This is a genomic window from Citrobacter sp. RHB35-C17 (genome assembly GCF_013816795.1).
Taxonomy (GTDB): Bacteria; Pseudomonadota; Gammaproteobacteria; order Enterobacterales; family Enterobacteriaceae; genus Citrobacter_A; species Citrobacter_A amalonaticus.
On the sequence record NZ_CP057150.1, the window covers coordinates 1,943,245 to 1,964,280 of the forward strand.

At 53.7% G+C, this 21,036-nt stretch carries 20 protein-coding genes; 15 read left to right on the forward strand and 5 right to left on the reverse strand.

The window, feature by feature from the left end; genetic code table 11:
- Positions 1 to 89: 89 nt before the first annotated feature.
- The 6 genes from pabC (at position 90) to ptsG (ending at position 6,090) form a co-directional block, all read left to right on the forward strand.
- Positions 90 to 899: an aminodeoxychorismate lyase gene (gene pabC / locus HVZ37_RS09175; RefSeq protein ID WP_181628362.1), complete on the forward strand. Its 810-nt coding sequence runs from the start codon at positions 90 to 92 to the stop codon at positions 897 to 899.
- Positions 900 to 901: 2 nt separating this feature from the next.
- The gene (gene yceG, locus HVZ37_RS09180; protein WP_044257997.1) at positions 902 to 1,924 is read left to right on the forward strand and encodes a cell division protein YceG; all 1,023 of its coding nucleotides are present in this window, start codon (positions 902 to 904) and stop codon (positions 1,922 to 1,924) included.
- Complete coding sequence (gene tmk, locus HVZ37_RS09185; RefSeq protein WP_043000980.1) at positions 1,914 to 2,555, forward strand: dTMP kinase; 642 nt, start codon at positions 1,914 to 1,916, stop codon at positions 2,553 to 2,555. The genes yceG and tmk overlap by 11 nt, the downstream gene beginning before the upstream one ends.
- A complete protein-coding gene (holB, locus tag HVZ37_RS09190; protein WP_181628363.1) occupies positions 2,552 to 3,556 on the forward strand; it encodes a DNA polymerase III subunit delta' in 1,005 nt (334 codons plus the stop codon). The genes tmk and holB overlap by 4 nt, the downstream gene beginning before the upstream one ends.
- A 10-nt stretch (positions 3,557 to 3,566) precedes the next feature.
- Entirely contained in the window at positions 3,567 to 4,364 is a 798-nt protein-coding gene (locus HVZ37_RS09195; protein ID WP_125339644.1) for a metal-dependent hydrolase, read from the forward strand.
- Between the two features lie 292 nt (positions 4,365 to 4,656).
- On the forward strand, positions 4,657 to 6,090 hold the full coding sequence (gene ptsG, locus HVZ37_RS09200; RefSeq protein WP_042319612.1) for a PTS glucose transporter subunit IIBC: 1,434 nt from the start codon (positions 4,657 to 4,659) through the stop codon (positions 6,088 to 6,090).
- A 60-nt stretch (positions 6,091 to 6,150) separates the two neighbouring features.
- Here ptsG and fhuE read toward each other — a convergent pair whose 3' ends face one another.
- On the reverse strand, positions 6,151 to 8,346 hold the full coding sequence (gene fhuE, locus HVZ37_RS09205) for a ferric-rhodotorulic acid/ferric-coprogen receptor FhuE (RefSeq protein WP_130097815.1): 2,196 nt from the start codon (positions 8,344 to 8,346) through the stop codon (positions 6,151 to 6,153).
- A 351-nt stretch (positions 8,347 to 8,697) separates the two neighbouring features.
- Between fhuE and hinT the strand changes: the two genes are divergently transcribed.
- From hinT to HVZ37_RS09245, 8 genes are all read left to right on the forward strand, one after another.
- Positions 8,698 to 9,060, forward strand: a complete 363-nt coding sequence (hinT, locus tag HVZ37_RS09210; protein WP_043000975.1) for a purine nucleoside phosphoramidase — start codon at positions 8,698 to 8,700, stop codon at positions 9,058 to 9,060.
- On the forward strand, positions 9,060 to 9,434 hold the full coding sequence (locus tag HVZ37_RS09215) for a YcfL family protein (RefSeq protein ID WP_043000974.1): 375 nt from the start codon (positions 9,060 to 9,062) through the stop codon (positions 9,432 to 9,434). Before hinT ends, HVZ37_RS09215 begins: the two co-directional genes overlap by 1 nt.
- A 22-nt stretch (positions 9,435 to 9,456) precedes the next feature.
- The gene (lpoB, locus tag HVZ37_RS09220) at positions 9,457 to 10,089 is read left to right on the forward strand and encodes a penicillin-binding protein activator LpoB (protein ID WP_043000973.1); all 633 of its coding nucleotides are present in this window, start codon (positions 9,457 to 9,459) and stop codon (positions 10,087 to 10,089) included.
- Positions 10,070 to 10,894: a thiamine kinase gene (gene thiK, locus HVZ37_RS09225; protein ID WP_061070234.1), complete on the forward strand. Its 825-nt coding sequence runs from the start codon at positions 10,070 to 10,072 to the stop codon at positions 10,892 to 10,894. Before lpoB ends, thiK begins: the two co-directional genes overlap by 20 nt.
- Before the next feature lie 10 nt (positions 10,895 to 10,904).
- Positions 10,905 to 11,930 (forward strand): beta-N-acetylhexosaminidase, encoded by a 1,026-nt coding sequence (gene nagZ / locus HVZ37_RS09230; protein ID WP_043000971.1) that lies wholly within the window; start codon positions 10,905 to 10,907, stop codon positions 11,928 to 11,930.
- Positions 11,931 to 11,951: 21 nt separating this feature from the next.
- Entirely contained in the window at positions 11,952 to 12,494 is a 543-nt protein-coding gene (ycfP, locus tag HVZ37_RS09235) for an alpha/beta hydrolase YcfP (RefSeq protein WP_043000970.1), read from the forward strand.
- A gap of 246 nt (positions 12,495 to 12,740) precedes the next feature.
- Positions 12,741 to 14,045 carry an NADH-quinone dehydrogenase gene (gene ndh, locus HVZ37_RS09240; protein ID WP_044267520.1) on the forward strand — a complete coding sequence of 435 codons (1,305 nt, stop codon included), beginning with the start codon at positions 12,741 to 12,743 and terminating at the stop codon, positions 14,043 to 14,045.
- A 185-nt stretch (positions 14,046 to 14,230) separates the two neighbouring features.
- A complete protein-coding gene (locus tag HVZ37_RS09245; RefSeq protein ID WP_043000968.1) occupies positions 14,231 to 14,770 on the forward strand; it encodes a glycine zipper 2TM domain-containing protein in 540 nt (179 codons plus the stop codon).
- 57 nt (positions 14,771 to 14,827) lie between these two features.
- Here HVZ37_RS09245 and HVZ37_RS09250 read toward each other — a convergent pair whose 3' ends face one another.
- Positions 14,828 to 17,014 (reverse strand): TonB-dependent siderophore receptor, encoded by a 2,187-nt coding sequence (locus tag HVZ37_RS09250; protein WP_181628364.1) that lies wholly within the window; start codon positions 17,012 to 17,014, stop codon positions 14,828 to 14,830.
- Positions 17,015 to 17,244: 230 nt separating this feature from the next.
- A complete protein-coding gene (comR, locus tag HVZ37_RS09255; RefSeq protein WP_090049936.1) occupies positions 17,245 to 17,880 on the reverse strand; it encodes a TetR family copper-responsive transcriptional repressor ComR in 636 nt (211 codons plus the stop codon).
- 243 nt (positions 17,881 to 18,123) lie between these two features.
- Between comR and bhsA the strand changes: the two genes are divergently transcribed.
- Positions 18,124 to 18,381 (forward strand): multiple stress resistance protein BhsA, encoded by a 258-nt coding sequence (gene bhsA / locus HVZ37_RS09260; RefSeq protein WP_043001950.1) that lies wholly within the window; start codon positions 18,124 to 18,126, stop codon positions 18,379 to 18,381.
- 97 nt (positions 18,382 to 18,478) lie between these two features.
- Here the strand turns inward: bhsA and HVZ37_RS09265 are convergent.
- Positions 18,479 to 19,842 (reverse strand): IS3 family transposase gene (locus tag HVZ37_RS09265; protein ID WP_249033498.1). Its coding sequence is split into 2 segments (ribosomal slippage): positions 18,479 to 19,338 and positions 19,338 to 19,842, totalling 1,365 coding nucleotides; the frame shifts between segments, so codons are not numbered across the junction.
- Positions 19,843 to 19,927: 85 nt separating this feature from the next.
- Positions 19,928 to 20,893, reverse strand: a complete 966-nt coding sequence (locus tag HVZ37_RS09270) for a L,D-transpeptidase family protein (RefSeq protein ID WP_044254958.1) — start codon at positions 20,891 to 20,893, stop codon at positions 19,928 to 19,930.
- Between the last annotated feature and the right edge of the window lie 143 nt (positions 20,894 to 21,036).

A 21,036-nucleotide genomic window follows, 5' to 3' on the forward strand; every position in this document is an offset into this window, starting at 1 on the left:
CGCTTGTCGGGCCTTTTTTATTGCGTTTTCTTCCCTTGTCCTGCGCTAACCATCCTGCGACACTAACGGGCCATGCATAAGGAGCCACCATGTTCTTGATCAATGGCCGTGAACAGGAATCTCTTCCCGCAAGCGATCGCGCCATCCAGTTTGGCGATGGCTGCTTTACCACTGCGTGCATTCTCGACGGCACCGTATCGCTGCTGGCGGCGCATTTGCGGCGCTTGCAGGCGGCCTGCGCAACGTTGCTGATTGCCTTTGATGACTGGGATGTGCTTGAGCGCGAAATGACCGTGCTGGCCGCGGGCCATCCACGTGCGGTACTGAAGGTGATTATCAGCCGTGGAAGTGGGGGACGAGGATACAGCGGCGCGCAGTGTCGTGACAGCACCCGCATTCTCTCTGTGTCTGCCTATCCGCAGCATTATGACCGCTGGCGCGAACAGGGGATCACGCTTGCCTTAAGCCCGGTTCGTCTGGGGCGTAACCCTTTGCTCGCGGGCATCAAGCACCTGAACCGGCTCGAACAAGTGCTGATCCGTTCTCATCTTGAGCAGTCGGACGCCGAAGAGGCGTTGGTTCTTGACAGTGAGGGTTGGGTTACGGAATGCTGTGCGGCTAATTTATTCTGGCGAAAAGACAATGTGGTCTATACGCCGCGCCTCGATCAGGCGGGAGTGAACGGTATTATGCGACAATTCTGTATCCGGAAACTGGCACAATCGTCTTTTCAGGTTGTCGAAACCCATGCCCGCGAAGCAGCGCTGCAACATGCCGATGAAATGGTGGTCTGCAATGCGCTGATGCCGATTGTACCTGTGCGGGCTTATGGCGCTAACACGTTGTCTTCACGTGTATTATTTCAGTTTCTGGCCCCACTGTGTGAGCATCCGAATTAGTCATGAAAAAAATGTTTCGTGTTGTCCTTTTACTGGTTGTTGTATTGGGCATTGCCGCAGGGGCGGGAATGTGGAAGGTTCGCCATCTGGCGGACAGTAAAATCCTGATCAAAGAAGAGACCATTTTTACCCTTAAGCCGGGTACCGGGCGTCTGGCCCTGGGCGATCAGCTGTATGCGGATCGGGTAATTAACCGCCCGCGCGTGTTTCAATGGTTGCTGCGCGTCGAACCAGAACTCTCCCACTTTAAGGCCGGAACCTACCGTTTAACGCCGGGTATGAGCGTCCGCGAGATGCTGCAACTGCTGGAAAGTGGCAAAGAGGCGCAATTCCCACTGCGGCTGGTAGAAGGTATGCGCTTAAGCGACTATCTCAAACAGCTGCGTGATGCGCCGTATATCAAGCATACCCTGAGCGACGATCGCTACGAAACCGTTGCAAAAGCGCTGGGCCTTGAAAGTACGGATGGGCTGGAGGGTTGGTTCTGGCCCGATACCTGGATGTATACCGCCAATACCACGGATGTTGCCTTGCTTAAGCGCGCACATCAGAAAATGGTGAAGGCGGTTGAGCGCGTCTGGGAAGGGCGTGCGGAAGGACTGCCGTATAAAGATCAAAACCAACTGGTGACGATGGCCTCGATTATTGAAAAAGAGACGGCCATTGCCAGCGAGCGCGATCAGGTCGCCTCTGTCTTTATTAACCGCCTGCGGATCGGGATGCGTCTCCAGACCGATCCAACGGTGATTTACGGAATGGGGGAGCGTTATAATGGCAAGATCTCGCGCGCGGACCTGGAAACGCCAACGGCCTATAATACCTACACGATAACAGGACTCCCGCCAGGACCGATTGCGATGCCGGGTGAAGCCTCGCTAAAAGCGGCGGCACATCCGGCCAAAACGCCGTATCTCTATTTTGTGGCCGATGGTAAAGGCGGTCATACTTTTAATACTAATCTTGCCAGCCATAACCGGTCAGTGCAGGACTATCTGAAAGTGCTTAAGGAAAAAAATGCGCAGTAAGTATATCGTCATCGAGGGGCTGGAAGGCGCCGGAAAAACGACTGCAAAGAATGTTGTGGTTGAGACGCTTGAACAACTCGGTATTCGCGAGATGGTTTTTACCCGCGAGCCGGGCGGTACGCAGCTGGCAGAAAAACTGCGTAGCCTGGTACTGGACATTCGTTCGGTCGGTGACGAAACCATTACCGTAAAAGCCGAAGTGCTGATGTTCTATGCCGCGCGAGTGCAGTTGGTTGAGACGGTCATTAAACCTGCGCTCGCAGAAGGTAAATGGGTAATTGGCGACCGTCATGATCTGTCCACGCAGGCGTATCAGGGTGGTGGTCGCGGGGTCGATCAGCAGATGCTGGCGACGCTTCGTGATGCGGTACTGGGGGATTTCCGCCCGGATTTAACCCTGTACCTCGACGTCACGCCAGAGGTGGGTCTGAAGCGCGCTCGCGCCCGTGGCGAACTGGACCGCATCGAACAGGAATCGTTTGATTTCTTTAATCGTACTCGCGCTCGTTACCTCGAGCTTGCCGCTCAGGATGCCAGTATCCGCACGATTGATGCGACGCAGCCGCTGGATACGGTGATGAGCGATATCCGTACCACCATCACCGAGTGGGTGAAGGAGCAGGGAGAATGAAATGGTATCCATGGTTACGACCTGACTTCGAGAAGCTGGTAGCGAGCTATCAGGCGGGAAGGGGTCACCATGCGTTACTGATTCAGGCCCTACCGGGGATGGGCGACGATGCTTTGATCTATGCGTTGAGCCGCTACTTGCTTTGTCAACAACCGGATGGACATAAAAGCTGTGGCCACTGCCGTGGTTGCCAGTTGATGCAGGCAGGAACGCATCCGGACTACTATTCACTGTTCCCGGAAAAAGGGAAAAGCACGCTGGGCATTGATGCTGTGCGTGAAGTGAGTGAAAAACTGTATGAGCGTGCGCGACTGGGCGGAGCCAAAGTGGTCTGGATCCCGGATGCGGCGCTGATGACTGATGCCGCCGCCAATGCGCTGCTCAAAACGCTGGAAGAACCGCCCGCGCAAACCTGGTTCTTTCTCGCCAGCCGTGAACCCGCGAGGTTACTGGCAACGCTGCGCAGCCGGTGTCGTTTACATCATCTCGCGCCGCCGAGTGAATCATACGCGGTATCGTGGCTTGCACGAGAAGTGACAGTGTCGCAAGTTGCGTCATTGACTGCGCTGCGCCTGAGTGCCGGTTCTCCGGGGGGGGCGCTGACGCTCCTGGGGTCCGAAAGCTGGTCCCAACGTGACGCGTTGTGTCAGGCGCTGGCGAGCAGCATTCCTGCTGGTGACTGGTACTCATTATTGACGGTGCTTAACCATGAACAGGCGCCTGCCAGACTGCACTGGCTGGCGACGTTAATGATGGATGCGCTTAAACGTCAGCATGGGGCCAGTGTGATGACCAACGCGGATGCCGGGCAACTGATCGCCACGATTGCCGGTCAGCTTTCTCAGACGCGTATTCAGGCAATCCTCAATGCCATCTGCCACTGCCGCGAACAACTGCTTAACGTGACCGGAATAAACCGTGAACTGGTGTTAACCGATCTTCTTTTGCAAATCGAGCATTACCTGCAACCAGGCACTGTGTTGCCTGTTCCCCACCTGTAAGAGAGACATTATGTTTTTAGTCGACTCGCACTGCCATCTCGATGGCCTGGATTATCAATCTCTGCATAAGGATGTGGATGACGTGCTGGCGAAAGCCGCTGCGCGCGATGTGAAATTCTGTCTGGCGGTGGCGACAACGCTGCCAGGGTACCGCGGTATGCGGGAACTGGTCGGCCAGCGCGATAACGTCGTTTTCTCGTGCGGCGTACATCCACTCAATCAGGACGAACCGTATGATGTGGAAGAACTGCGTCATCTGGCGGCTGATGACGACGTGGTGGCGATGGGAGAGACGGGACTGGACTACTTTTATACTCCCGAAACAAAAGTGCGCCAGCAGGCGTCGTTCATTCATCATATCCAGATCGGCCGTGAACTGAACAAACCGGTGATCGTCCACACGCGCGATGCCCGCGCCGATACGCTGGCGATTCTTCGTCATGAAAACGTGACGGATTGTGGCGGCGTACTACACTGTTTTACAGAAGACAGAGAAACGGCGGGTAAACTCCTGGATTTGGGTTTTTATATCTCCTTTTCCGGCATTGTGACCTTCCGTAATGCTGAACAATTACGTGACGCTGCGCGATATGTGCCGTTGGATCGACTGCTGGTGGAGACGGACTCTCCGTATCTCGCGCCGGTACCGCATCGGGGTAAGGAGAATCAGCCTGCGATGGTCCGCGATGTGGCGGAATACATGGCCGTATTGAAAGGTGTGGCGGTTGAAGAATTGGCGCAGATCACCACCGATAACTTTGCCCGCCTGTTCCATATCAACGCTTCCCGCCTGCATTCAGCCTCGTAGTTGAGTTTTTTTAAAGCTCGTAATTAATAACTAAAGCGAGTAAAGTTCACCGCCACAAAGTGGGCGGTGAATGAGCGAACTGACACATTCTGATACCTTTTTTGTCAAAATGTGCAACTTAACGCGCTGTCCAGAGTTGAAACGTGATAGCCGTCAAACTATATTTCGCCGATTTATTTTACTCTGTGTAATAAATAAAGGGCACTTAGATGCCCTGTCCACGGCGGGGTTCTCCCCCCTCGCCAATGCGTGTGAACGTAGAAAGCACAAATACTCAGGAGCACTCTCAATTATGTTTAAGAATGCATTTGCTAACCTGCAAAAGGTCGGTAAATCGCTGATGCTGCCGGTATCCGTATTGCCTATCGCAGGTATCCTGCTGGGCGTCGGGTCCGCAAACTTCAGCTGGCTGCCAGCCGTTGTATCGCACGTGATGGCAGAAGCCGGCGGTTCTGTTTTTGCAAACATGCCGCTGATTTTCGCTATCGGTGTCGCGCTTGGCTTTACCAACAACGATGGCGTTTCGGCTCTGGCTTCGGTTGTCGCCTATGGCATCATGGTAAAAACCATGGCCGTGGTCGCGCCGCTGGTTCTGCATTTACCTGCTGAAGAAATCGCAGCAAAACACCTTGCGGATACGGGTGTACTCGGGGGGATTATCTCCGGTGCGATTGCAGCATACATGTTTAACCGCTTCTACCGTATCAAGCTGCCTGAGTATCTGGGCTTCTTTGCTGGTAAGCGTTTCGTGCCGATCATCTCTGGTCTGGCGGCGATCTTTACCGGTGTGGTTCTGTCCTTCATTTGGCCGCCAATCGGTACGGCAATCCAGACATTCTCTCAGTGGGCTGCGTATCAGAACCCGGTTGTGGCGTTCGGTATCTACGGCTTCATTGAACGCTGCCTGGTACCGTTTGGTCTGCACCATATCTGGAACGTTCCTTTCCAGATGCAGATCGGCGAATACACCAACGCGGCAGGTCAGGTTTTCCACGGCGATATCCCTCGCTACATGGCGGGTGATCCGACGGCGGGCATGTTGTCTGGCGGCTTCCTGTTCAAAATGTATGGTCTGCCGGCGGCTGCGATCGCTATCTGGCACTCTGCGAAACCTGAAAACCGCGCCAAAGTGGGCGGCATCATGATCTCCGCGGCGCTGACTTCGTTCCTGACCGGTATCACCGAACCGATCGAATTCTCCTTCATGTTCGTTGCGCCGATCCTGTACGTTATCCACGCGATTCTGGCGGGTCTGGCGTTCCCAATCTGTATCCTGCTGGGTATGCGTGACGGTACGTCGTTCTCACACGGTCTGATCGACTTTATCGTGCTGTCCGGTAACAGCAGCAAGCTGTGGCTGTTCCCGATTGTCGGTGCGGGCTACGCGATTGTTTACTACACCATCTTCCGCGTGCTGATCAAAGCGCTGGATCTGAAGACTCCGGGTCGTGAAGATAATACCGATGACGCGAAAGCGGGCGCGACCAGTGAAATGGCTCCTGCGCTGATTGCGGCATTTGGTGGTAAAGAAAACATCACTAACCTGGATGCGTGCATTACCCGTCTGCGTGTCAGCGTGGCTGACGTGGCGAAAGTGGATCAGGCTGGCCTGAAGAAACTGGGTGCCGCAGGTGTGGTGGTCGCAGGTTCCGGTGTTCAGGCAATTTTCGGTACGAAATCCGATAACCTGAAAACTGAGATGGATGAATACATCCGTAACAGCTAAGACCTAAGAAGTTGGGGAGAACTAAGGCAGCCGAATGGCTGCCTTTTTTACGGGCTACAATCAGAACTGATAGTTTGCGGTGATGCTCACATTGCGTGGCTCACCATAAACAATCGACCCTTCAACGTTGGTATCGTAGGTTTTATCGAACAGGTTATTGACGTTACCCTGCACGGAGAAGTTTTTGGTTACCTGATAGCGGGTGAACAAATCCACCAGCGCGTAACTGCCTTGCTCAGCACGGAAGGTACCGTACGGCGTCGCGGTATCGGTGTAGACGCGGTTCTGCCAGTTCACACCACCGCCGACGGTCAAATCAGGTATCACCGGCAGACGGTAGCGGGTGAAAAGCTTGACGCTGGTACGTGGCAGATTCGGATTAACGGCGTTGCCTTCATTGTCTTCTGCGACGTAACGCGTCGCGCCAAAGGTCATCTGCCAGTTATCGGTAATCGCGCCGTTAACTTCGAACTCAACCCCTTTACTGACGGTCCCGTTCGCTGTTCTATAGGCGATTTCGCCATTGCTACCCGGAATCGGTGAACCGGTCGACTGGGCAACGTTATCCTGCTCAATGCGGAACACGGCGAGGGTGGTGGTCAGTCGGCTGTTCATCCAGTCAGACTTGAGGCCAACCTCATAGTTGTTACCGGTGATGGGCGTAAGGTATTTCCCGCCGCTATCGCGTTTATTCTGAGGCTGGAAGATGGAGGTATAACTGGCGTAAGTAGACCAGTTATCATTGATGTCATAAACCAGACCGGCATAGGGCGTAGTGTGGTTTTTTTCCATGCTGTAGCTTAGGGTATCAATACGCCAGTTGGTATAGCGTGCGCCGAGGATCAAGTGCAGCGGATCAGCCAGTGAAACGCGCGTTGCGGCGTACAACGACTTCATGTGCGTGGTGTCGTCCTGGGCCAGTGATTGCGGTGCCCAGTCGGTTTCCGGGAAATTTTCATTGAAGTTATTGAAACTGCCGATCTCATCCGGGAAGACGTTAGCCCAGGAGCTGTAATAGCGGTTGTTCTGTTTGCTGTAGCTGCCGCCGAACATCAGGTTATGCTGACGACCAAACAGGTCATAGCTGCCGTCAGCAAAAAGATCCAGCGCATCGACTTTACGTTTGCCGCTGTTCCAGCCCGTACCGCCCACGTAATCGAACCCCGGTCCATAGTTGCTGTAAGGACCGACCAGCATGCCATCTGCCTTATTCACATACGCATCGACATACATCGTTTTACTGTCGAACTTGATTTCCGAGTGAGTGGCATTCATCGTCGCCTGCCAGGTGTCGGCAAAACGCTGTTTGAACGTGACAAAGACTTTATTGATCTCTTTATCGTTATACGCCCAGTCTGGCGCGGTGCTACGGGCGCGGTCATAGCTGTTTTTGCTGCCATCGGTGTTCCAGCGCGGCAGGCCACCCCAGGTTGGGCTATCCACTCTGATTTTTTGGTACTCATACCCGGCGGCCAGGCTGGTGGTTTCACCCAGGTCAGCATCAATGATGCCAGAGAAGAAGTTTTTCTCGTTGTGATAGCGATCGAGCCAGGAGTCGTTGTCCTGATAACCCGCCACTATGCGGCCGCGTACATTACCGTCATCGGTGAGCGGGCTTTGCAGATCCATCACGTAGCGCTGTTTATTCCAGCTGCCATATTCCGCCGAGACGTTACCTTTGAACTCGCGGCTGGTGGCGTGTTTGCGGATCATATTGATGGAGGCTGACGGGTTGCCGGTGCCGGTCATCAGACCGTTTGCACCGCGTACCACTTCCACGCGCTCGTAGAGCGCCATATCGGTGAGGGCGTCACCCAGGTTCCAGCGGGATTCGAACCAGGTCGGAATACCATCAACCATATAGTTATCAATCTGGAAACCACGGGAGAAGTAACTGACGCGGTCAGAATCCGCCTGGCTTTTGCTGATCCCCAGCGTGCTGTCCATCACGTCGCCCAGCGTTTGCAACTGCTGGTCTTCCATACGTTGTTCGCTGACGATGCTGACCGACTGCGGAATATCGCGTTGGGTCATCATCATTTTGGTTCCGGCGGTGGTGGATTTGACGCTGTAATCCTGTTCGTCGTTGTCCGCAAAGGTTGCTGGTGCAGAACCGTCAACAATGACGGTCTCTTCCGGTGTGGTCGCCGCGAAACTCATGGATGGTATCAATGCCATCGCGATGCAGGCTGCCAGCAACGAGGGTGTTGCGCCAGCCTGGCATTGTTCATCCTTGTTGTGTGTTGTGAAAGACATCAGAAAGCCCTTAATAGTGAACGAACTCTGGCTCAGGCCGTGTAAGGTGGCGATGAGCCCCTTTTTATTTTTCTAACCATTTAATACGCATGAAAATGCAAATGCGAAATATACGCATTCATATTTACTCTGTAAACAGATGTAACTTACTTTCTGAAATCTTGTTTCATTACTTTTTGGCACAGGAGAGGGGATAAATGGTTATAAGAGCGCCATTGTGATGGTTTTTTGCTTAAGAAATCGTGGGTTAAGGTTGAAAGAGCAGGTTTAAGTCGATCATACTCTATACTCGCAATGTGGCTCAGCGTAGCATGACATCACGCATGGCAATTTTTAGAAAAGGAAAACGTCGTGGCAGAAGAGACTATATTCAGCAAGATTATTCGTCGTGAAATCCCTTCCGATATCGTTTACCAGGATGACCTGGTGACGGCATTCCGGGATATTTCACCTCAGGCGCCTACACACATCCTGATCATTCCCAACGTTCTGATCCCGACGGTCAATGACGTCAGCGCAGAGCATGAGCAGGCGCTGGGACGGATGATTACCGTGGCGGCAAAAATTGCCGAGCAGGAAGGCATTGCCGAAGATGGCTACCGCCTGATCATGAATACCAATCGTCATGGCGGTCAGGAGGTGTATCACATCCATATGCATCTGCTGGGCGGTCGCGCGCTCGGTCCTATGCTCGCGCACAAAGGCCTGTCATGATGACCAGAGGATGCATTGCGCTGTCACTGGGTCTGCTCTTACTTGCCGGGTGCCGTTCTCATCCTGAGATCCCGGTAAGCGATGAACAGTCGCTGGTGATGGAGTCGACGCTGCTGGCGGCGGGGATCACCGCGCAAGCGCCGACATTGACCACGTCTGATATTCAGCCCTCTGCATCCTCAACGCTGTATAACGAAAGGCAAAAACCCGTTACCGTTCATTATCGCTTTTACTGGTATGACGCCAGGGGGTTAGAAATGCATCCTCTGGAAGCGCCGCGCAGCGTGACGATTCCGGCGCATTCGTCGGTCACGCTGTATGGCAGCGCCAATTATCTGGGGGCGCACAAAGTCAGACTCTATCTTTATTTGTAAGGGGTGAATCTTGAAGACAAAAATGAGTCGCTACGCATTGATAGCCGCGCTGGCGATGTTCCTGTCCGGTTGTGTGGTGCAACGTGAACCTGCTCCGGTTGAAGAGGTGAAACCCACGCCGGAACAGCCCGCACAGCCGCAAGAACCTGCTCCAGGGGTGCCTTCGGTGCCCACGATCCCGGGGCAGCCGGGGCCTATTGAACATGAAGATCAGACTGCGGCACCGGCGCCGCGCATACGTCATTACGACTGGAATAGCGCGATGCAGCCGATGGTGGGCAAAATGTTGCAGGCCGATGGCGTGACGGCGGGGAGCGTACTGCTGGTCGATAGCGTGAATAACCGTACTAACGGTTCGCTGAACGCGGGTGAAGCCACTGAAACGCTGCGCAATGCGTTGGCGAACAATGGCAAATTTACCCTGGTCTCTGCGCAACAGTTGTCGATGGCAAAACAGCAGTTAGGGCTGTCGCCGCAGGACAGTCTGGGAACGCGTAGCAAAGCGATTGGTATTGCCCGTAACGTTGGCGCGCACTATGTGCTTTATTCCAGCGCCTCGGGTAACGTCAACGCGCCATCACTGCAAATGCAACTAATGCTGGTACAAACTGGCGAGATAATCTGGTCAGGTAAAGGTGCCGTTCAGCAGCAATAATATCCCAGAGCGCGACGCGGTGTTGTCGCGCTACTTTCCGCACTATCGTCCCGTCGCTGAAGGCCAGAGCGGTCTTAGCGGTGGGAGTGTGATTATTGAAAGTCCAACCCAGCGGCTGGTTCTTCGCCGCCATCACGATCCCGATGCGCCGCAAGCGCATTTTTTACGCCAGTATCATGCTTTATCGCGGCTTCCTGAAAGCCTTGCGCCGAAGCCGCGTTTTTACCTGAACGGCTGGATGGCGGTGGACTATGTTCCGGGTGAGATAAAATCCGGACTGCCGGGAGCCGACGAACTGGCGAGCTTACTGTATTATCTTCATCAGCAGCCCTGCTTTGGCTGGCGTATCTGTTTGCTACCGCTGCTGGAACAATACTGGCAGGGAAGCGATCCGGCACGGCGAACACCACGCTGGTTAAGAGAGTTAAAACGTCTGCGCAAGCGAGGGGAGCCTCGTCCGCTACGCCTCGCGCCGCTGCATATGGATGTCCACGCCGCCAACATCGTTCATGGCCCGGCAGGGCTACAGCTGATCGACTGGGAATATGCCGGAGACGGTGATATCGCTCTTGAACTGGCAGCGGTGTGGGTGGACGATGTTGAGCAACACCGGCAACTGGTCGATGCGTATGCCGTTAGCGCACGCATAGACGGGCACAAATTATGGCAACAGGTCAGACGCTGGTATCCGTGGATACTGATGCTGAAGGCCGGTTGGTTTGAATACCGCTGGCAACAGACCGGCGAACGACAATTTATCAGTCTGGCCGATGCAACCTGGCGGCAGCTGGCAACGAAGGATTAAGGAGAGCAGTGTGGGTCCAGTAATGTTGAATGTCGAAGGGTTTGAGCTGGATGCGGAAGAGCGTGAGATTCTGGCCCATCCGCTGGTGGGCGGTTTGATTCTGTTTACGCGCAATTACCACGACCCGGAACAGTTACGTGAACTGGTGCGCCAGATCCGTGCGGCGTCGCGCAACCATCTGGTAGTGGCCGTCGATCAAGAAGGCGGGCGCGTACAGCGTTTCCGGGAAGGATTCACCCGACTGCCCGCCGCACAGTCTTTTGCGGCGCTGCACGGGCTGGAAACAGGCGGTAAACTGGCGGAAGAGGCCGGATGGCTGATGGCCAGTGAAATGATCGCGATGGATATTGATATCAGCTTTGCGCCGGTACTGGATGTCGGGCATATCAGCGCCGCGATTGGCGAACGTTCCTATCATGCTGACCCGATCAAAGCGCTGGCGATGGCGACCCGTTTTATTGACGGTATGCACGCGGCAGGAATGAAAACCACCGGCAAACATTTCCCTGGACACGGCGCGGTAACCGCCGATTCGCATAAAGAGACGCCGACCGATCCGCGTCCGGAAGCGGAAATTCGGGCGAAAGATATGTCCGTGTTCCGCACGCTGATTACCGAAAACAAGCTGGACGCTATCATGCCGGCGCACGTCATTTACAGCGACGTTGATCCGCGTCCGGCGAGCGGCTCTCCGCACTGGCTGAAAACAGTTCTGCGTCAGGAGTTAGGTTTTGACGGCGTCATTTTCTCTGATGATCTGTCGATGGAAGGGGCCGCGATCATGGGCAGCTATGCTGAGCGTGGGCAGGCATCGCTGGATGCGGGTTGTGATATGATTCTGGTCTGCAATAATCGTAAAGGGGCGGTCAGTGTGTTAGATAATCTGTCGCCGATCAATGCAGAGCGTGTTACACGTTTGTATCATAAAGGTTCATTTTCGCGTCAGGAACTGATGGACTCGGCACGCTGGAAAACCGTCAGCGCGCAGCTCAACCAGTTACATGAACGCTGGCAGGAAGAGAAAGCAGGTCATTAACGCACGTTTGGTGAGGATGCGATGATTATCTATTTACACGGTTTCGACTCTAACAGTCCGGGAAACCACGAAAAAGTCTTGCAGCTGCAGTTTATCGACCCGGACGTCAGACTGATAAGCTACAGCACGCGTCATCCGAAACATGACATGCAGCATCTGCTGAAAGAAGTGGACAAAATGTTGCAGCTTAATGTTGATGAGCGACCGTTGATTTGCGGCGTTGGCCTCGGCGGCTACTGGGCAGAACGCATTGGTTTTCTCTGCGATGTTCGCCAGGTGGTGTTTAATCCGAACCTGTTCCCGTATGAGAACATGGAAGGCAAGATCGATCGTCCGGAAGAGTATGCCGATATCGCCACTAAGTGCGTGACCAACTTCCGCGAGAAGAATCGCGATCGTTGCCTGGTTATTCTCTCGCGTCATGACGAAGCCCTGAACAGCCAACGGTCATCAGAAGAGCTCCACCATTTCTATGAGATCGTGTGGGATGAAGAGCAGACACATAAGTTTAAGAATATTTCGCCGCACTTGCAGCGCATCAAAGCGTTTAAGACCCTGGGTTGACCCCTTGTCTGTCAGAATTGTCGAATCAAGCCAGCCTTCGGGCTGGTTTTTTTTGCCTGTTTTTCTGGCGTTGTCTATCTTTTCAGCAGCAAAACTTGATACACATCAATTTTGGTATGACCAATGCACCGCATGTGTTATTCTCACTCTCGAAGGACATTTTCATTGTCGTAACTTGTTGTTAATTAAAGGCTATGTTTATAACGTTTAATTAACAATTGGTTAATAATTTTAAGGGGGGTCACGTTGACTACACCATTGAAAAAGATCGTGATTGTCGGCGGGGGAGCTGGCGGGCTGGAAATGGCGACGCAGTTGGGACACAAGCTGGGTCGCAAGAAAAAAGCGAAAATTACGCTGGTTGACAGAAACCACAGCCACCTGTGGAAACCCTTGCTGCACGAAGTGGCAACCGGTTCGCTGGATGAAGGCGTGGACGCGCTGAGCTATCTGGCGCATGCCCGTAACCATGGCTTCCAGTTCCAGTTGGGCTCGGTGATGAACATCGATCGCGAAGCGAAAACCATCACTATCGCAGAACTGCGCGATGAGAAAGGTGAGCTGCTGGTGCCTGAACGCAAAATTGCCTATGACACGCTGGTGATGGCGCTGGGTAGCACCTCCAACGACTTCAACACGCCGGGCGTGAAAGAACACTGTATCTTCCTTGATAACCCGCATCAGGCGCGTCGTTTCCACCAGGAAATGCTGAACCTGTTCCTGAAGTATTCCGCCAATCTGGGCGCGAACGGTAAGGTGAATATTGCGATTGTCGGTGGCGGCGCGACGGGCGTAGAACTGTCGGCGGAACTGCATAACGCAGTGAAACAGCTGCACAGCTACGGCTACAAAGGACTGACCAACGACGCGCTGAACGTGACGCTGGTGGAAGCCGGTGAACGTATTCTGCCTGCACTGCCACCGCGTATTTCTTCGGCGGCGCATAACGAATTAACGAAACTCGGCGTTCGCGTACTGACCCAGACGATGGTGACCAGCGCGGATGCGGGCGGCCTGCACACTAAAGACGGTGAATATATTGAGGCCGATCTGATGGTCTGGGCGGCGGGCATCAAAGCGCCGGACTTTATGAAAGAGATTGGTGGTCTGGAGACCAACCGGATTAACCAACTGGTGGTCGAACCGACGCTGCAAACCACCCGCGATCCTGATGTTTACGCGATTGGCGACTGTGCTTCCTGTGCGCGTCCGGAAGGGGGCTTTGTGCCGCCACGTGCTCAGGCTGCGCATCAGATGGCGACCTGTGCGATGAACAATATTCTGGCGCAGATGAACGGTAAGCCGCTGAAAGCATATCAGTACAAAGACCACGGCTCGCTGGTGTCGCTCTCCAACTTCTCGACCGTCGGCAGTCTGATGGGCAATCTGACCAAAGGGTCGATGATGGTGGAAGGGCGTATTGCTCGTTTCGTCTACATCTCACTGTACCGTATGCACCAGATCGCATTGCACGGCTATTTTAAAACCGGTCTGATGATGCTGGTGGGCAGCATTAACCGTGTGATCCGCCCGCGTCTGAAACTGCATTAATCCCGCCTGACTCAGCATCGCCCGTTGGCGGTGCTGAGTGCCTTCTCCGTTCTGCCTCTTCCTTCAGAGTTCTCTGAATCATCCTGTTTTAACGACGACCAACGATATTTTCATCCGCAGTCTGATGGGCTTCTTATTGCATTGGTTGCAAAATTGTAACCAATAGCAAAGAAGGAGGATCTCCCGTGAATAAATCGATGTTGGCGGGTATAGGGATTGGCGTAGCTGCTGCGCTGGGTGTGGCGGCGGTTGCCAGTCTTAACGTGTTTGATCGTGGCCCACAGTATGCTCAGGTGGTTTCTGCAACACCTATCAAAGAGACGATTAAGACGCCGCGGCAGGAGTGTCGCAACGTGACGGTGACGCATCGCAAGCCTGTCCAGGATGAGAACCGCATTACCGGTTCAGTGCTGGGCGCGGTTGCCGGTGGCGTGATTGGTCATCAGTTCGGCGGCGGACGAGGTAAGGATGTGGCAACGGTGGTCGGGGCGTTGGGGGGCGGTTACGCCGGTAACCAGATCCAGGGCTCGATGCAGGAAAACGACACCTATACGTCCACGCAGCAGCGCTGCAAAACCGTCTATGACAAGTCGGAAAAAATGCTCGGTTACGATGTCACCTATAAGATTGGCGACCAGCAGGGCAAGATTCGCATGGATAAAGATCCCGGCACACAGATCCCGCTGGATAATAACGGCCAGCTGATTCTGAATAACAACGCGTAAAAAAGCGGTACTCTGTAAGTTAGCCCCTCATTCGCTCAGGCTGAGGGGCTTTTTTTATCAGAAAGTTAAGGCGTAGTTCAGACCAAAGGTGCGACCCCGGCCCTTATATTCGTACAGCGATGGACTGCCATAGGTTGGGCTGTACAGCAATGGCGCGCGCTGTCCCCACAGGGTGGTGTAATCTTCATCCAGCAGGTTTTCAATGCTGAAGGTCAGTTTGCCCAGCGGGAGTTGATAGCTGCCAATAAAGTCCACGGTGTTATAGCCATCCAGCTTGTTGCCGCTGGCATCGGTGAGATCAAACGACTGTTGGGTCTGAACCCGCAGCGACCACGGCTCGGGCGCCCAGCCGACCCAGGCGGTGGCTTTGGACGGCGACGCGAGCGTTACGTCCCATTTTTCCCATTTCCCGTTCTTTTTCACTTCAGATTTCAGGACGTTAAAGTTCGCACCGAGACTCCAGTCAGTGTCAGGGATGAAGTAATCCGCCGCGCCTTCCACGCCGTAAATCCGGCGATCGTCAGGTTCCACGCGGATCGTCATATCGCTACGGTTAATCACAATCGACTTATCGGACGTCGAATAGTACGCCGCCAGCTGGGTACGCAGATTATCGCCGGTATAACGCCAGCCCAGCTCATACGAATTGACCTTGATCCCTTCGAGACGCGAATCCGCCACGTTCACGCTGCGCTGGAGCTGGTAATGATCGCCCACCAACTGGTAAGTGCCGTTGCCGTAGTATTTCCCGGGATCCGGTAGCTCAACGCCCTGGGAGAAGTTAAACCAAGTCTGCTGGCGTTCGGTGAGATGCGCCAACAGCCCGGCATTGAACAAGAAGTTGTCGTAATCGGTTTTGCCGCCAGGGATGACATCGGCAGAACTTGCTAAACCGTTGTCAATCCCCTGTTGCTGCGCGTAACCCACGAAATCATCAACGCGGTTTTCTGTCCATTGATAGCGCACACCACCGCTCAGAGTGAAGATGTCGTTAATGTCGTAACTGCTTTGCAGGAACGGAGCGAAGTTGGTGATGCTGTATCCGGGATAACGTCCGGTCGTGTAGGCCGTGCGATTGTCCATCCCGCCTGACGGCACAGACCAGGCCAGATCGAAGAACTTCTGGTTGGAGTCGAAGGTTTCATGATCCGCATCGACACCCCACGTCAGCTCCCAGTTGTCCATCAACTGGCTGTTGAGAGTGATTTTGGCGCCGAACTGGTCGGTATCCTGCTGCGACGCCGAGAAGCTGGTCACCTGACCTTTGCTGAGCGTCGGGAAGGGGTAGAACTTTAGCGACTCGTCGCGGTAATAGATTTGGCTGACCAGATTCTGGCCGAAAAAGTCCGCGTCAGAGTATTGCAGGCTGATCAGATGGCGCTCCGTCCCCGGAATACGGTCTGAACTCAGTCCGCTGCGTGTGCTGGCGGTGCCGCTACCGGTAACGGCGGACATGTTTTCGCCCAGGTATAACCCGTAATCTTCATCGCCCTGACTCTTGTAGTACTGGGTGACCAACTGTATCTGGCGATTGTCATCGATATCGAGGGTGCCGGTCCCCATTACGTCCAGACGATCGGAGTGCTGCAGGCCGGTTTGCGTGTTGTCAAGCATCAGGGCATCACCGTTACCGTCGTACCAGCCGCCAAAGCGCTGATAGGCTACGGACAGTCGACCAGACGCGCGATCCGTTCCACCGCTGACCGCGGCGGCAACGCGCTCGTCGTGATCGTTGCTGTTGTTAAAACCCGATTTGCTGCCCAGTTCAAGGTCAACCTGGCGGTCCGGCTGGCCTTTTTTGGTCACAACGTTGATTAAGCCGCCGGTACTGCCGCCGCCATATAGCGAGGTTGCGCCTGAAATGACCTCAATGTGGGCGATGTTAAAGGGATCGATAGAATCCAGCTGACGACTGTCGGTACGTGAAGAATTCAGGCGTACGCCGTCGATCAGCACGACAATCGCACGACCACGCATGTTCATTCCGTAGTTGGTACGTCCCTGGCTGCTGACATCGATGCCCGGAATCAGTTGCGCCAGCACGTCTTTGAACTCTTTGCCGCCCTGAACCTGTTGCTCAATCTCCTGGCCTTCAATGACCCAGGTGGTCTGTGCCATCTCGGCGACAGTTTTCTGGCTACGGTTAGCGCTGACGATGAGGTTTTCTTCTTCTGTTTGCGCCGCCGCAGCGGGCAGAGTCAGGGCTAACAGGACAGGGTTGAGAACCCAAAGACGCTTATTCATTCGCATTCCTTTCTGAAAATATCTGTGCAGGTGAAGGTTTTCACCGGTCGTAGCCGGCTGTTACATTGTGAAACAGATACAAAATCAAATGCGAATATTGCTGATAATAATTGTTATTATCAATGTTTTTTTACAAAAAAGTGAACCTAACTCAGTGATAACATTAGTTATTATGCGGGAATCATGGTGTGGAAGGACCGGGAAATGACGTTTCCCGGTCAACAAAGCGATCAGGTCTTCAGCAGTTCAGGCCACAGGCGTAGGGTAGTGTGGGTGATTTGCTGCAGCTTGTCGAAACTGGCGCCTTCCCGGGCGCTGATGGACATCCCCTGCAAAATGCAGCTCAGATACTCGGCAAGATGTTGCACATTGCAGTGCGCCGGGATCTCGCCGCGTTCCTGCCGTTGACGAAGAAATTGCGTCAGGGTTTGTTCCTGCATGGCGTGACGTGATTTCACCGTATGCGCAATATCGCGTGACGCGGCGGCAAGCGTCGCGGAGGTATTAATCATAAAGCAGCCAGCGGGGGTGTCTTTGCTGGTGAAACAGGTTGCCACTGCGGTGAAGTAATCCTCCAGTGCCGCTTCAACGCTTTTCTCTTCGCAGAATAACTGCGCTTCATGTTTTGCCGCGAAGCGGGCGATGTATCTGTCCAGCACCGCGCGGAACAGACCCTCTTTATTGGTGAATTCCGCATACAGCGTTGGCGCTTTCGCACCCGTCGCTTCAACAAGGTCAGAAAGCGATGTTGCTTCATAACCGTGCTGCCAGAAGAGTGTCATGGCCTTATCAAGCGCGGCTTCCCTGTCGAACACTTTTGGTCGGCCACGGCTTTTTTTAACACAACCTGTCGATTCAGTTGTCATGATGCCGTTGTACCTTAATGGGCTTAGTGAGCAACCATTATAAAAATAAACCCGCACAGGCTCCAGCGCATTCGTGAGAAAAAGTTTTTCAGCTTAGTTGTATGAAAGATAAGTGCTTTTGTTTTTATATAACGATCGTTATAAAAAATGGGTTGACGTGTGACCTGGATCACATCTATCATTTATCTATCGATCGTTAAGTAAATGCTTACGACGCCCAATCATCTGCAAAAGGTCACTATTATGAAAAACGTAAAAACCCTCATCGCTGCTGCTGTTCTGAGTTCACTGTCATTCGCAAGCTTCGCGGCTGTAGAAGTTCAGTCCACGCCTGCCGGTCAGCAAAAAGTCGGCACCATCTCTGCAAATGCAGGAACTAACCTGAGTTCATTGCAGGACGAACTGGCGCAGAAAGCGGATGCCATGGGGGCGAAATCATTCCGCATTACTTCTGTAACGGGTCCAAACAACCTGCACGGTACCGCGGTAATTTATAAATAAGCATTAACCCTCATTGATGCCTGCTGCTGCAAAATAACGTGATAAAAAAAGCCCCGCTGATTGTATGGACTGACCCCATAAATCTGGACAGTTTATATTAAGCGGCCTTCAGAGCCTGGGCCCGGTACTCTACCGGACTCAGGCCTTTTAGTTTCAGGCTTATCCGCTCGTTGTTGTAGTAACGGATATAATCCTCTATCGCCTTCCTCAGTTCGCTGATATTGCTGAACTGACTCAGGTAAAAACACTCCGATTTCAGCGTCCCGAAGAAGTTTTCCATCACGGCATTATCCAGACAGTTTCCTTTTCGGGACATACTTTGCGTCATGCCCTGCGCCTTTAACTTTGCCTGATAGCCTGCCATCCGATATTGCCAGCCCTGATCTGTGTGCAGCAAGGGGGCGTCGTCTGGTCCGAGCTTTAAGAACGCATCCCGCAGCATGGTATTAACCATCTCCATCACCGGCCTTTCCGACAGGCTGTAGGAGATTATTTCCCGGTTAAAAAGATCGAGTACCGGCGACAGGTACAGCTTTTTACCCTGCAGCGAGAACTCTGTAACATCCGTAACCCATTTTTCATTGGCTTTTGATGCACTGAAGTTCCTGCTCAGGATATTGGGGGCTGCCTTGCCTGTTTCCCCCTTCCATGAGCGGTATTTCTTCGCCCTTATCAGAGACCGGAGCGACAGCTCTGTCATCAGCCGCTGCACGGTTTTATGGTTCACCAGCAGACCCTGCTTTCTCAGCGAAAGCGTGATCCTGCGGTAGCCATAACGGCCTTTGTGCCAGGCGTATATCTCACGGATTTTATCTTTCAGCCCGGCATGCCTGTCCACCTGCTTCAGGGCATTCATATTGTAATACCATGTACTGCGGGACATGCCTGCCGCGCGCAGGAGGTCTCGCAGAGCGTGCTTATGCCTCAGTTCACTGATTATCAGGGCTTGCTGCCGTTTTTTTCGCTCTGAACCAAGGCCTTCAACTTTTTTAGATAGGCATTCTCTGCCCGCAGGTAACGGAGTTCAGCCCGGAGTTCTTCGGGGGAGAGTTTTTCCAGTTCTTTATCTGTAGGGGATGGGGGGATTTTTTGTTTTGTCATTTTTCCAGGCCGTCCGCGTTGAATGTTTAGCAGTCCTTCCGCTCCGGCATCGTTGTACACGCAGACCCAGTGTCGGACAAGCGTTTCTGCAGAGAGATTAAACCGGGCAGCTGCTTCACGCATCGTCAGGTGGTCACGGATAACCGCCCGGACGACGACGAGTTTAAATTCAGCTGAATGATGTTTATTTTTCCCTGACAGCCCTTCCATACCGTGGAGTTGCCACGCCCTGACCCAGCGACGGACGGAAGTTCTTTCAACACCAAAACGGTCGGCTGTACGCTCTTCTCCGTCTTTTCCGGACAAATAATGATTAACCACAGCCAGTTTTGTTTCAGGGGAATATTTTGGCTTTGCCATAAAAAACTGCACCTTACTCAGTTGAGTGTCCAACTTTTGGGGGGCAGTCCAGTATTTCAGCGGGGCTTTTTCATGTCCGGAATCGTTACATCGACTGCTGATCCACCTCGCGATGGCGTCGGACATCGACCGGCATCCCGGAGCGAACGTCCATCACATGCTGCATCACCGCCGCGTCCGTCTGTGCGGAATCTTTAAACGATTGCAGAGTGCTGTTCAATACGATAGGCAGAACCTGCGGGTCATCATCAATATTTTTCGACAGCGGCTGGTGGACTTCGACCAGCCGCGTCCCGTCCGGCTCAACCGAGGCTTTGATCGGGGTATTGATGATATTCACTTTGGTGCCCGGTGTAACCTGTCTGAACAGGGTCTCAATATCGCCATCACGCAGGCGGATACAGCCAGAACTGACGCGCATGCCGATACCGAAATCGGCGTTGGTGCCATGCAGCAGATAGACGCCACCATACGCCGCTAAGCGAATGGCATGGTGTCCCATCGGGTTATCCGGTCCGGCAGGCACCACCGCCGGAAGGATAATTCCTTGCGCTTTATAGCGGGCACGGATATTCGCCGTCGGCGTCCAGGTTGGGTTGGCGCGCTTGTCGGAGACGGTCGTGACCATCGTTGGAGTCAGGGTATCACCGCCCAACTGGCCAATGCCGATAGGGTAGACGGTGACCGAATTTTTCCCCGGATGGTAGTAGTAGAGACGCAGTTCAGCCAGGTTGATAACAATGCCTTCACGCGGAGCATCCGGTAGCAGCGTCTGCAAGGGGATGGTCAGCACGCTGCCCGCGCGGGGAACGTAGGGATCCACGCCGGGATTCGCCTGCAACAGCGCGAGAAAACCGACGTTATATTTTTTCGCGATGGCTTCCAGCGAACCTCCGTTATTTTCAACAACGTGGTACTTATTTTCCCCAACCAGTTTGCTGCCAGGCGGAGGAAGAGGCCAGGTATTCGCCTGTGCGGGAAGCGCAAGCGTAATGCTGGCGGCGAGCGCAAAAAAGGCCAGCCAGCGGGAAAGTCGCATCTTGTTCATTATCATCACAAATCAAAGGGTTATTATGCCAGAAGAATCCAATAATAATTATGGCGGGGCGGCGTGTCTTAAAATGCAAGGGAAGTGCAAAGAGTTGTAAAGATCGCGGAACCTTGCCTGATAGCGCGGCGCTTATCAGGCCTACG